This is a genomic window from Paraglaciecola algarum, from assembly GCF_021532655.1.
GTDB classification, from domain to species: domain Bacteria; phylum Pseudomonadota; class Gammaproteobacteria; order Enterobacterales; family Alteromonadaceae; genus Paraglaciecola; species Paraglaciecola algarum.
This window is the reverse complement of the sequence record NZ_JAKGAS010000003.1, coordinates 349,478-362,551: the sequence shown is the minus strand read 5'-3', so window position 1 is coordinate 362,551 and position 13,074 is coordinate 349,478. Positions and strand designations below refer to the sequence as shown.

Below are 13,074 nucleotides of genomic sequence, written 5' to 3'. Positions count from 1 at the left end.
ATGAAATTTAAATGGTAATAATTGTTATTTGCATTTGTGTGTAGTAGTATTATTTCTCTTTTGAGAGCAAACTAATTTACACATAAGGGTGAACATGAAGAACACACGTACTTTTGTACTTTCTTCGCTGCTGTTGGCTATGGGGTTCCAAGCGTATGCACAAGAAAATAAGAATCAAGCAAACGCAGAATTAAATGATGAGCAAATAGAAAAAATAAAAATCGTAGGCGTTAGACAAAATCGAGTAAGCCAAGGAGCTACTGGTTTAACTATGGAAATTGACGAAACTCCTCAATCTATTAGCCTTGTTTCTGCTGATTTAATTGAAAACTTTGCAGCTAATGATCTAAATGATGCCCTTAAACTTGCAACCGGTATTACGGTTGAAGAATGGGAAACTAATCGAACACAGTATACGTCGCGTGGTTTTGAACTTAAGAGCACACAAATTGACGGTGTAGGTTTACCCAACGATTGGGGCATTGTAACCGGCGCAATGGAAGCTTACGGTTATGAAGAAATTGAAGTGATTCGTGGAGCGAATGGAATATTAACTGGGGTCGGTAACGCCGCAGGAACAATTAATTATGTGCGTAAACGCCCAACAAATGAAAACCAAGGTAATGTAGGTGTGTCTCTTGGTTCGTGGGATTTCAAACGTTTACAGGCTGATTATTCTGTTTTATTAACTGAAAGTGGCAGTTGGGCAGCACGAGTAGTGGCAGTAACTGAAGACAAGGGATCCTATCTAGACGGGTTAAAAGATGACCGTGTATATTTATATGGTGTGGTTGATGGACAATTAACCGATAACGCTACCCTTACTTTAGGTTTGTCATATCAAGATGCAAATACCGATGGCAATATGTGGGGGGGCTTAACCTTCAATTATGCAGACGGTAGCCCTCAAGCTGAGTGGGATGTTGGTGCTAGCCCTACTCTAGATTGGACAATGTGGGATACCATCAATACTACAGCGTTTGTAGAGTATGTTTATTTATTTGCTAATGATTGGCAGGTGAAAGCCACATTTAATAGACAAAACTTCGAAGCAGAAGATAAATTGCACTACGCCTACGATCCTTATGGTCAGTTTAATAGTGAAACTAATTTGGGGTTATATAGTTATCCAGGCCGATATGACGACGATTACACAGCTGATCTTTTAGATGTTACTACCATTGGTAGTTATCAACTGTTTGGCCAAGAGCATGAAGTAACATTAGGGGTTAGTCATGCTACAAGTGATAAACTTATGTATGTACACCCTATTGATTTTGCTGTGGACTTTGCTCCTGCCCCGGCTTTTCCTTGGGCATTAGATGCTATTGCAGAGCCTGATTGGGGAGACAAAGAAATTTATTCAGATATGGATGTAACATTTTCTCGTTTATTTGGTTCAACCAAGATTAATTTTACCGATAGTCTATTCGTAGTGGCTGGCTTTAATGGTATTAAATATAACCGTAAAGGTCATAATAGCGGTGTCATTATTGATGAAGAAGCTAGTGAAATCAGTCCTTATTTTGGGGTGACTTACGGGATTACAGATAATATAAATGCCTACGCGAGTTATTCAGACATCTATCAACCGCAAGAACAAACTGACTTTGATGGTGTTTATTTAGCGCCGACTAAAGGCCTAAATTATGAACTAGGTATTAAAGCGCAAATGTTTGATGATAAGTTGCTTGCTACATTTGCTGTTTTTAGCGCAGAGCAAGATAATTTATCTAAATTTGCTGGGTTCACGGATGCAGGACAATATGCATATCAAGGCATCAATGTCGAGTCGAAAGGTTTTGAGTTCGAGTTAACCGGAAAGCTTACCGAATATTTAAGCGTGGTACTGGGTTATACAAATTTAGATGTAGAAGATGAAAACGATGAGAAAGAACACTTATGGGCAGCTCGTGATTTGGTTAATTATTCGGTTGAATATTCATTTCCTCATTTTTCAGAGCTGATTGTAGGAATTGGCGGGAAATGGCAATCAAAAATACAAAATGCAGAGCAAACTGTTCAACAAAGTGCGTATTTATTAGTTAATGCTTTTGCCCGTTGGGACATATCAGATAGTCTTTCGGTACAGGCCAATGTTAACAATATCACTAATGAAAAATACATAAATAGTTTAACTACAGTTGGTTTTTACGGAGCGCCAATCAACGGCTCCTTAGGCCTCACCTATGCTTTCTAATAGTGTGACTGAGTAATTATCATATATTTAAAAAACGAGCGACGGCTCGTTTTTTTATGTTTTAATCTCTAGGTTTTCAATTTTGTGTTATGCAGAATTGCGATTCACTAGAAGCTGTAATTGGTATAAAACAAGTAATGAAGCTTAAGTCGTTTTACTTTACAATTCGCGGCTTTATTTTTTTAGATAATTTACTTTAGGTTATACACAGTCACAATGGCAGCAATTGGTATAGATTACGGCACCTCAAATTCAGAGGTGGTATATTTTGATGGTCAAACACACCATTTTATTAAGTTAGATCCTGCTATGGAAGATGCGAATAAAATTCGCTCTTCTGTGTTTATTTATTATGAGCACGAATTACCTAACCCACCTGTGGCAGTTATTGAAGCTAAAGTGGCGCAAATTAAACGCAGTATCACCGAACAAATTGATAAAGCCAAAGACAGCTATTACGAAGCCAAAGATCCTCGTGAACAGCAGGTGTATAGCGATAAAATTTCTGACTTAAGATCTGAATTTCATAACCTACCTGAGCTACAGCGCAAAGCTATTCAACTATTGTTAAAAGATATGACAGTTCAAGATTTGTCATTACAGCAGTTAGTTGAAACCGGAAAGTTTGCTTTTGGTGAAGAAGGTTTTAGACGTTATTTAAAAACACCGGAAAAAGGCCGTTTGATTTATTCCCCTAAGAACTTTTTAGGTGCCAGTTTAGTGGCGGGACAGCAGCAAGCGTTTGTAGGCATTATTGCCAAACAATTAGCCTTTTTTCGTACCAGTGCTGAAACTCAAATGCAACAAACTGTGGATACGGCTGTTATTGGACGACCGGTAAAATTTCATGGCACTCGTGGAGAGCAAGGTAATAGTCAAGCTATCGATATTATGACTCAAGCCGCGCAAAAAGCGGGCTTTGTTAAAGTTGAATTCTTGGAAGAGCCTATAGCCGCGGCATATAAGATTGAACAAACTCTTGATAAACCAACAAACACCCTTGTAGTTGACATAGGTGGCGGTACCACAGATATTTGTTGTATTCGTTTATCAGCCGATAAAAATACCTGCCTAGATCGTCAACAAGATGTGTTGTCGGTGACTGGCACTCGCTTAGGTGGTATGGAATGTGATAAAAACCTGATAGTCAAAGGGATCGCTCCAACTATGGGCATGGGGCAGTTGATGTTTAACAACTTGCCTGTGCCACCTACCTATTTTTCAGATATGTGCGCAGTGGATAACATTCCAAAATTAGATCAGTTCTTTTCAGATGAGTATGGTTTAGAAATCGCCCAAACCCGCTGTATGCTCAAAGATCCTAAATTATTGATGCGTTTACAAACCGTACAAGAAGAGAAACTTTCTGCTAGGCTAGTGAATTCATCTCGCTTAGCTAAAGAGATGCTTTCATCAAAACAACAAATTACCCTGCCACTTCATTATATTGAGCCAGATTATAACGTCGACATCAGCTTAGAGGATTTAAACCGCTCTATGCAGTCTTGGTTACGTAAAGTGAAAAGTTTAGTCACTGAATGTTTAGAAAACAGCTTAGAGCCACCAGAAATGTTATTTGTCACGGGGGGCATGAGTTTGTCGCCAATTGTACAAAAAGAAATCCAGCGTATTGAAACCCAGCAAATAAGTTTAGTCGATTTACCTGTATTAGAAGGTGATGCCTTTAACTCTGTATGTGAAGGTTTAGCCATACAGGCTTATAAGTTATCTAATTCGATTTAGATAATTTAAAAGCTTTGGTGTTACTCGCAGTTTAAGTTTGATGTTAACACCTGTGTTTTTGATAAGTATTTTTTAGCCGCTGTATTAACTTGCTCTTTACTCACTACTTCAGAGCCTTTGTGTACTTTTTCCAACTCTTCAGCTGCTACTTTCAGCTCTTGCTGAACTTTTTGAAGGGCGACTTCTAGTGTATAGGTAAGCTGATGGATCTGTACCATATCATTAGCGCTCAACGGTTTGTCGGTAATTGTTTTTAAGGTGTTATCAAACTTTTGTAGATTGCATAGAGCGGATTTTAAGTCTGGTGAAGGTGTACCTTTAAAGTGGTCTACATCTGTTGCGAATATGGTAAAACTAATACTAGCTAGCAGTAAACTGGTTGCGAATTGGTTTCTCATTGGTTTTGCCTTTTTATTAAGGCCCTAGATCTGGGCCTAATCGTTATTTATAAAATCTTAGTGTCGAATAGTTATTCTGGATTCACTTCTAAGGTAGTAAACAGTGCCCACCTGTCAATTTCTATACCTTTCTCAGCAGATGGCTGGACTAATTCTGCTTCAACTAAGTACATACCAGCTTTCTCAAAGATAACCTCAAACTGATTGGTACCTTTTAAAACGAAAGTCTGTTGTTCTCGCTCGTTTCGATAACGAGTATTGCCGCGCACCACTTGAATTTCTAATTCCTGAGTAAGTGGTTTGCCCTCAAAATAAACTTCAAAGCTTTGGCTTTCTCCCACAAATAAATCGTTTGGATGGCCCTTAGCTACTAGCTCTAAGCCATTGTTTAACCTGCCTGGTGTGGTTAATTTATTGCGAGATACAAAAGTATGTATGGTGGGAATATAACGCATAGCTTTTTCTAATTTGGCGCCTTCAGCTAAGGTTAAATCTTGAGGTTTACTGAAACGTCTGTGTAATTCTCCTGCAGCATCTTTAAAAACTGAAATGTAAACAGGTGATTGATTGAGTACATAATGATGGGTGCCATCTTGTTTTAAAGTATCGAAACCTGAACTTCTAATATTTAACCAATGAAATGGTATATCTCTACGCCATTCTTGATTGGGCTCAATTACGTCTAAGGAAGCGGGAGTGGCTGGGATCTTTAAATTTTTTGATGCTTGAATATAACCATAATGGCCTTGAAACAGGTCATTAGAAATACTCATATCAAAGGTGACAGCGTGTTCAGGAGTACCCGTAAGATTGGTATGACTGGGTAATAACCAGCGACCATGGCCAAAAACACTAGATGAAAATATTGTGCTTAATACAAATAATAATTTAAAAGATTGCATTATTTATTCCTGTACTTGTGTAGTGATTGATATTTGACCCAATTCTCGTTTTCCAACCAGATTAAGGTTTGCTTGCTGGTCAATAGTGATTTTACTTTTGATAAATTCTCTGCCGCCTTCTTCCCTAGAGGCTTCTATTTTTAATAAATAGTCACCAGCGGGAAGTGGTTTGCCATTGGCATCTTTTGCTGTCCATTTAATTTGGTAATTGCCCGGTTTTTTGGTTGCGCCTGTTGCGCCATCAAAACTTTGTTTGGATCGACTGGCTTTTCGCCACCACTGGCGAAGATCTTTGTACCATTCCATGTCATCAGCCCACAGCTGTATGGTTGTCACGTATTGACGCTTGGGCGTTTCAAGCCATATTGCTACATAAGGTTTGTGATAGGGGTTAACGTCTAATTCAGGAATGTTAATGTCTATGGTTAGTTGGTTTGCAGCAATAGCTGGTAGTCCTACACCAAATAATAGGCATAAAGCCAATAAAGAGCGTGTCAGCATATTTTTATACTCCAGATAAATGAGGAACTAATAAAAAGAAAATTAGGATCGGCGTGCCGGTACCTAACAAGGTTAACGTTATACCTACTTGGCGTTTAGGTCGGTTTTGCCAAAGAATGATCAAACCTGTAATTGAAAACAACACCATAAATACAGCTGAAATATCAATTAGCCATGCCCATGACTGGCCAGCATGTCGGCCTTTGTGTAAATCATTTATGATTTGCCAAAAACTACCGTTTTGATAATCAATACTGTATTGACCACTTTCAACATCCACAATCACGTAAGCGTATCCAGCGGGGAATGGGTAATCGAGTAAGACTTCTTGGGCATCTTGATCCCATTCAATATTTGAGGCAGTAGCTAAACTGTGTTTGTTTTCCATCCATCTTAGTAGAGAGTCCGTTGCAGGAGGAGTAAAACCCTCAAGTACTGTGTTATCTAGCTCTCCTTGCCATAGTTGTGGGTCTTTGCTGCTAGTTATCCAGTCTAAATGATTTAAGGTAATACCCGTCACACTGAAAAATATCAGTAAGCTAAATAAGGCCGTTGACATATAAATGTGCAACAGCCTTGACCACGAAAAAAATGTCTTTTTATTCATACTTTGCTTTGAATTAATATTGTTGTTGGCGCTACTTTTGTAGCGCCAGTCTTAGTTTAAAATTGATAAGACAGTGTGGCTTTAATATTACGACCCGGTTCGTAATCAAGTAGGTACAAAGATCCGAATCTAGGATGGAAGGAAGTACCTGTTCTAGAAGATTGCGAAGCATAATATTCGTCAAATAAGTTATCTACGCCAAAAATAACCGTTAAACCTTCTATACTCTCTGGTGACCAATTAGCTGATACATTATGTACAGTAAAGCCATCTTTGGCATTGTCTAGTGTGGCACCATCTAGGTTGATCCCTGCTGCCATATCTTGTACTTGCATGGCTTCCCAGTTTAAGCTGAGATTGAATTGGCTTAGCTCGTAATTGATGTTGGCTGTGAAGGTGTCACCCTGTTCACGATCTATCCTTGCTTGGTCTAGATCTTGATAATCTGCGTAAGCATCTAAGTCACTTTCAGCAGAAGAATAGGTGATTTGTCCAGTTAATTTATCGGCTGTGTATCCAATGTAAGCTTCAAACCCAGTAATTTGTATATCACCAATATTGTCTTTCCAATATCCGCCTTCTGGCGAACTTGCATAATCGTAAATATAACCGTCAATTTGGGTTTTAAATACAGTGGCGCCTAAAGCTAATCGATTGGTTTTATTAGCGCTACTTTGATAAGCAAAAGCTAACTCAGTATTGGTGCCGGTTTCTGCTTCGATGTTTTGATTTGCAGAGTCAAATAAACCAGCGCCTACAAATACTTCGCCAATTTCAGGGCCCTTAAATAGCTGTGTAGTACTGGCTTTAAGCAAGAGGTTATCAGTGGCTTGATACTCAGCTGCTAGAGCAAAAGTGATGTCATCGAAATTATTGTCTACTACTGTAGAGTCAATTTCATAGTCTTGATATCGAACCCCTGGAATAATGGCAAAGGATTCATTCAGTTGAATTTTGTCTTGTAAAAACAAGGCTAAGCTGGTGCTTTGTTCTGCAGACGTATCTAAAGACGCAATATATTGCGCCGCATATTCAGTGTCGTGTTTAATATAATCTAAACCATAAGTGAGTTCATGATCGCCAGCTAAATTATCGTCAAAGTTAGTAGTGGCAAGTGCATTCACACCTGTGTTTTTTGCTTCGCCAGTCACTATTGCAGCCCAGCTTGTGTAAGCTTCATTGTCGGCCCAGCCCATTTCATCTCGCCATAGTTCGCTAGTATTTGAAAAGGCGGATACTTTTAATTGAGAGCTTTGTGCAAAGGATAAATCGTAATTTAGAGTTAACGTATCGCGAGTAAATTCAGTCGGCCATAACAAAGGAACTTGTAATGAATTGGTAATAGCTAAGTCAGTGGCTAATCCCATATCTGGACGATAGCTATAATTACCTTCATCCTGATAACTTTCGTAACCTACAGATATTCTTTGATCGTTGCCAATGTTCCAGCCAAACTTTATCAATAAGTCATCTAACTCACCTTCTAAGCCTTTTACTTCACCATCGGTATCGGCAAGTTCGTTTCCATCAGCATCTAATATTTGGCCACCGCCTACATCATAGTTAGATCTGTCTACGAAGTTGTAATAGCCAATAAAATCAAAAGACTCGCCCAATAAGCCATATCCGGTGATGGAATAGTTATTGCCAGAATTATCACCTGAGCTGACTTGAACACGGCCACCAAAAGTTTGTTCCGGTTTTAATAATTCTCTAGCTTGTTTAGTTTCGAATCTAACTGAACCACCTAAACCACCATTGATTACTGAGTTAGAACCAATTTCGATGTCTACTGATTTTAAGATATCTGCATGGATCTGTAGGTTACCCATATGGTGGTACATGTAGGTGTTTTGCGCGGCTCCGTCGATGGAGATGTTTAAATCTTTATCATCCATGCTACGAATGGTAATACGTTGGTTTAACGAGTGTGCCCCACCTACATCCACGCCAGGAATGGTTCTTAATAAGTCTGAAATATGATCAGCTTGTTTATTGATAATGTCGTCGCCTTTTAAATATAAAGACGAAGTAGAAATAGCGGTACTCCATACTGCAACATGTTCAATCTCATCTTGCGTAATGTCGTTATCTTCTTCGGCATTAGCCGCATAAGATAATAATGATGAAATGCTCAGTGCAATAACACTTCTAGTAAAACCCTTGGTAGACATGACAAACCTTAATTTATTGTAAATGCGAATAATTATCATTAATATACCTTTTTTGTTAAGGTTTTCAGTGATTCTTGTTATGCAAAATCGCCATTTAATTATGAGAAAAGGTCAATAGGGTGTTTAGTGAGTTTGGCTAGGTAGAATGACTATGAAAGTGGAGTGAGGTTAAAAATGAATAGGCATGAACTTAAGTCTATGCTTGAACAACATCAGGTACCCAGCCAAGTGCGCCTGCCTCTGTTGAATAATCAGCCTTTGCTGGAAGGTAACTTGTCTTTTGATACGCTAGCTTCTGGTATGAGTGTGCATTGTTGCGATACCACTGAAAAACAAAATGCCACGAGTAGCGCTGAATTAGCCCCTTGTATGAGCATTAATATTTTGTTGCAAGGCAAAGTTTCGTTTGGATTAGGTGACGAACAATATACCTTTGAAAACAAGACCAATGATGCCACTCTGTTTATTCTTGTTTGTGACCAAACTGAGATTTTTACTCGGCGACTGGTTGAAAATCAAAGAGTCAAAAAGGTCAATGTGTCAATTGATAAACACTGGCTTTTAGCCAGAAGTCAATCTGTTGTTGAAAAGCAAAATATTGACGACTTGTTTGATAAAACGCCGCGAGTTTATCAGCTTAGGGTTCCCTCAGGCTTGGTGAAACTAAGTGAAAATTTAATATGTAATCGACAGCGTGTTGATTTTGCAGGGAAAATACAAGTCGAACATACCACACTTAATATTATTGCTGCATGTGTGCCAATACTCTTGGCTGAAAGTAATCGGCCAGTTTTACCTGCGGTAAAATTAACCAAATTAGTGGAGCAAGATGAGCAGTTCTTTCACCTATTTAATGTCATGGCTTTGCAAAGTGGCTCGTTAAATATTATTGCGCGGGAACTAGGGGTAAGCGTGAGTACATTACAACGAAAAGTGAAAAACAAATATAAACTTACAGCAATTGAATATATTCGTTTTAAAAAACTAGATAGAGCAAAATCCTCACTCATAATCGATGGATTATCTATTGGCGAAATCGCATATATGGCGGGTTATTCACATGTTTCCAATTTTGTGACTGCTTTTAAAAAACGTTTTAACATGACACCTTCACAGTATAGACGGCTGCATATATACGTGTAGTACTATAAAAATTAACTTGTTCAATTTAAGTGTCATTTTGCTGGTTACTCAGTATGATTAATTATCAGCTATGAGAGAGTGAATAATCATGACAAGTAACGAGCAACCATCAGCCGACTTTATGGCACAAGTAAAAAACACCCAAACACTTTGGGCTTTGCAAGACCAAGCCAGCGAAGGTTGGGTAATCCTCGATTCAATCAATTTTGAAAATGCGGATGTCATGCCTTTATGGTCAAGCCAAGAATTAGCTCAACAACATTGTATTGATGAATGGCAAGATTATGTGCCTGTGGCGATAACCTTAGCTGACTGGTTAGAATTTTGGGTAGAAGATTTAGCCGAAGACAATGTGATGATAGGTGTGGAGTGGAAAGATGGCGGCGAATATCTAGAGGTGGAACTGGCCGACTTTAGCCAGATGTTGGCTACAGTAGAGAAAATGTAAGCTAAATATACCCAGAGTGTATCTGCATATGCTGCTTGAGGTCTAATCTCGGTTAAGTAGCCTACTACAATTAAGCAAAAGGTTTTTACTGCCGGTATAGTCTTATCGGAACTTGGCTTTCTTCAGAATACATAGTGCCGCTTAATAACGTGCCACTGGCATTTAAGGTTAAGTCTGCTTCCAAATCTATTGTCATGACAAACAGGTAAGGTTCGGTCCAATTTAACTCTACATCTGTGCCATTAATGACACCATTACCGCTGCCAACATTGTTATTAAAGCTGTCGTATTCTTGCACAGATAATTGATTGCCGTTTTGTTCGATGACAAACACATAGGTACCAATTTGATTGGTTAACGTCCAATTACCAGAAATATTTGGTGTCGCGTATTGTGAATTGGTTTGTTGGTATGAAACGTCGACGGATTCTATTTGCGCTGTCTGGTGTAATTGAGCTTTAAGTGCGGCGATTTCTTGTTGGGCTAGTAAATTTCTTTTTTCTTGTTGAATTCGTAAGTCATCAATTTCTTTTTGGCGTTTTAAGTTTTGTAATTGTGTTAGATGATCTTGTTCATTGTTAGGTTCAACAATTTCGGTTTGTTGAGTATTAGAGCCAAAATTAAAACCGTCAGTTGCGGCATATAAACCTGTAATCGCCACGATTAAAGAAGCAATGGCCGTGATGACGCCAGTAAATGATTGAAAAAAGGACTTTGGATGCTCGCTCATAATTTCCGTTCCCCGAGTTAATAGATAATGGGATAACAAACTTCTGTATAAAAAGTATACACCTAAGTTTTAAAACTGGAAATATTTGGGGGTTTGGCAGGGGTTACTCTTGCCTACGAATCAAAGCTCTTATTAAGAAACGGTTGGGATTGAGTGCATCTAATAATTTATCACTCAGTGGTAGGGCTTGTCCGGTAATTTGGCTAGCTAATATCTCGGCACTTAGCGGAGCCGTGCTTAATCCTCTAGAGCCCAAACCAGTTAACATAAACAGGTTAGGGTGATCGATTGCTGTTGGATAACAATGGCTAGGCAAGGCTTTATATAAATCCTGATATTGCTGTTTTTGCTGTTCGACATTAGGCACTGCCCCTACCATAGGTAAATGATCTGGAGTACTAGCTCGAATTGCCGCTCTGCCTTTTCCTTCGGCTTGAATATTGTGGATCCAGTCACATTTATCTAGTGACCTTTGATGCATGCCTAGATTGAGAGATTGTTCTGACTGTCTATATTCACAACTTCTATCTTCTTTTACATAAGTAGAGCCTAAAGCATGATGTCCTTGCCAATTGGGGGTGAAGTAACCTTTGTGGCATAACACAGTGGAAAGTTTATCAAGCTCGTTATTGGTTGGGATCGCTTCTACTTGGCCACGCACTAATCTAAATGGTAATTCTTCAAGATATGGCATGTCTACGCTGTCGCTGCCGGTGGTAAATATAACAATATCTGCCTGAGTGAGCGTTTGGTTTTGCCAAGTGAGGCACCATTGATTTGCATCTCTGTCTAATGACATTAGCTGATGATTTGTTATGACTTGTGTTTGGGCGGCTTTGATTAATGCCTGGGTTAGCTCTGGTGGATTAATCCATCCTGCACTGGGCACAAACAACCCTGAGTAGGGAATATGCATATTCGCTTTGTCACTGGCTTGTTGGTTATCAACCCAATGGATTAACGATTCTGGCCAAGTTTGGTTGCTGACCATTTTTTGATAGCGAGTTGTGACTTTGTCATTAAAGGCCATAAGCAAAGTGCCACACCAATCATGGCTATAGTTAAATCCATCTGCCAACAATTGTTTATACAATCTTGCTGCATAAGTAAAAGCACTCACCTGAATTTGGCTAGCAACACTGGCTTCAGCATTTAATTGTGGGTAAAACCCTCCTTGGGGGTTACCCGAAGCCCCTTGGGCTAATTGTGATTCTTTACAATAGATAGTTGCTTGAAGGCCTTTTTTAGCCAATGCATAAGCACAATTGGCGCCAGCGATACCGCCGCCAATAATGGCAATACTTGGTTTGTTTGTTTTGTGTTGACTTGTGTAGTATTGATTTGTGCTGGGCTGATTTGCAGCTTGGTAGGAGTTACGCACAAAATAGGGCAAACCAGTAGGAGTATCCTGCTTTTTGTTTATTTGGCCGGCTAACATTTCTCGTTTACGGCCATGACCTGGTCTTTTTTGTACATCAAAGCCAGCTTGAATTAAGCCACGACGCACAAAACCAGCAGCAGTAAAGGTCGCAAAGGTGCAACATTCTGTCGCCAGTCTAGCCATGTGCTCAAATAAACTTTGGGTCCACATATCTGGGTTTTTACTCGGGGCAAACCCATCTAAGTACCAAGCGTCAACTATTCCGTCAGGTCTGTCGTTAATTTGTGGCAATACTTGATGTACATCACCTAGCCATAAATCTAGGGTGACTCTATTTTGTAAAAAATGCAGCCTGTGGCAACCTGCTATCGGTTCAGGGTATTGGTTCAACAACTCATTGCTGAATTCTTGTAGTTCAGGGTAAACGGCAAGCGCTTGTTTTAAATCTGCCAAACTAATAGGGAATTTTTCGATAGAAATAAAGTGTAAATTAAAATTGGTATCAGGCTGTTGTTCAATAAAATCACTAAAGCACTTTAGGGTAATTAAAAAGTTTAAACCAGTACCAAAACCAGTTTCAGCAATGGTGAAATATTTTTGTGGCCATGTCTCCCAACGTAAGGGAATTGAGTTATTTGATAAAAACACATGTTGGGTTTCTTCAAACGCGCCAGCATCAGAAAAATATATATCGGCAAATTCTGTGGCAACAGGGGCGCCATTTTCGTTAAATTCAATATTTGCTTGTTTGATGCTCAATTGTAAACCTTGGCCAGATGATGCACGTAATAATGCTTTGGCGTATTTTGAGGTGGCTTTGAAATGTTTGCAATAGGCTGGGATAAAC

At 39.1% G+C, this 13,074-nt stretch carries 11 protein-coding genes; 4 read left to right on the top strand and 7 right to left on the bottom strand.

Going from position 1 to position 13,074, the window contains the following annotated elements; translation table 11 throughout:
* The first annotated feature begins 94 nt into the window (after positions 1 to 94).
* Both L0668_RS07780 and L0668_RS07775 read left to right on the top strand, forming a co-directional pair.
* Positions 95 to 2,200, top strand: coding sequence for a TonB-dependent siderophore receptor (locus L0668_RS07780; RefSeq protein WP_235311557.1), 2,106 nt, complete (start codon positions 95 to 97; stop codon positions 2,198 to 2,200).
* Between the two features lie 216 nt (positions 2,201 to 2,416).
* Positions 2,417 to 3,943 carry an Hsp70 family protein gene (locus L0668_RS07775; RefSeq protein ID WP_235311556.1) on the top strand — a complete coding sequence of 509 codons (1,527 nt, stop codon included), beginning with the start codon at positions 2,417 to 2,419 and terminating at the stop codon, positions 3,941 to 3,943.
* Between the two features lie 20 nt (positions 3,944 to 3,963).
* Here L0668_RS07775 and L0668_RS07770 read toward each other — a convergent pair whose 3' ends face one another.
* From L0668_RS07770 to L0668_RS07750, 5 genes are all read right to left on the bottom strand, one after another.
* A complete protein-coding gene (locus tag L0668_RS07770) occupies positions 3,964 to 4,341 on the bottom strand; it encodes a DUF6746 family protein (protein WP_235311555.1) in 378 nt (125 codons plus the stop codon).
* Between the two features lie 71 nt (positions 4,342 to 4,412).
* Entirely contained in the window at positions 4,413 to 5,243 is an 831-nt protein-coding gene (locus L0668_RS07765; protein ID WP_235311553.1) for a DUF4198 domain-containing protein, read from the bottom strand.
* A gap of 3 nt (positions 5,244 to 5,246) precedes the next feature.
* The gene (locus L0668_RS07760) at positions 5,247 to 5,744 is read right to left on the bottom strand and encodes a DUF2271 domain-containing protein (protein WP_235311551.1); all 498 of its coding nucleotides are present in this window, start codon (positions 5,742 to 5,744) and stop codon (positions 5,247 to 5,249) included.
* Positions 5,745 to 5,748: 4 nt separating this feature from the next.
* Entirely contained in the window at positions 5,749 to 6,351 is a 603-nt protein-coding gene (locus tag L0668_RS07755; protein WP_268820241.1) for a PepSY-associated TM helix domain-containing protein, read from the bottom strand.
* A 56-nt stretch (positions 6,352 to 6,407) separates the two neighbouring features.
* Complete coding sequence (locus tag L0668_RS07750) at positions 6,408 to 8,525, bottom strand: TonB-dependent receptor domain-containing protein (protein ID WP_235311547.1); 2,118 nt, start codon at positions 8,523 to 8,525, stop codon at positions 6,408 to 6,410.
* Positions 8,526 to 8,699: 174 nt separating this feature from the next.
* Between L0668_RS07750 and L0668_RS07745 the strand changes: the two genes are divergently transcribed.
* Positions 8,700 to 9,668, top strand: coding sequence for a helix-turn-helix domain-containing protein (locus L0668_RS07745; protein ID WP_235311544.1), 969 nt, complete (start codon positions 8,700 to 8,702; stop codon positions 9,666 to 9,668).
* Positions 9,669 to 9,756: 88 nt separating this feature from the next.
* Entirely contained in the window at positions 9,757 to 10,116 is a 360-nt protein-coding gene (locus L0668_RS07740) for a DUF2750 domain-containing protein (protein ID WP_235311542.1), read from the top strand.
* A gap of 85 nt (positions 10,117 to 10,201) precedes the next feature.
* On the opposite strand, the gene L0668_RS07735 is transcribed toward L0668_RS07740, so the two are convergent.
* Both L0668_RS07735 and mnmC read right to left on the bottom strand, forming a co-directional pair.
* Complete coding sequence (locus tag L0668_RS07735; protein ID WP_235311540.1) at positions 10,202 to 10,846, bottom strand: hypothetical protein; 645 nt, start codon at positions 10,844 to 10,846, stop codon at positions 10,202 to 10,204.
* 103 nt (positions 10,847 to 10,949) lie between these two features.
* On the bottom strand, positions 10,950 to 12,986 hold the full coding sequence (gene mnmC, locus L0668_RS07730) for a bifunctional tRNA (5-methylaminomethyl-2-thiouridine)(34)-methyltransferase MnmC2/FAD-dependent 5-carboxymethylaminomethyl-2-thiouridine(34) oxidoreductase MnmC1 (RefSeq protein WP_235311538.1): 2,037 nt from the start codon (positions 12,984 to 12,986) through the stop codon (positions 10,950 to 10,952).
* Positions 12,987 to 13,074 lie beyond the last annotated feature (88 nt).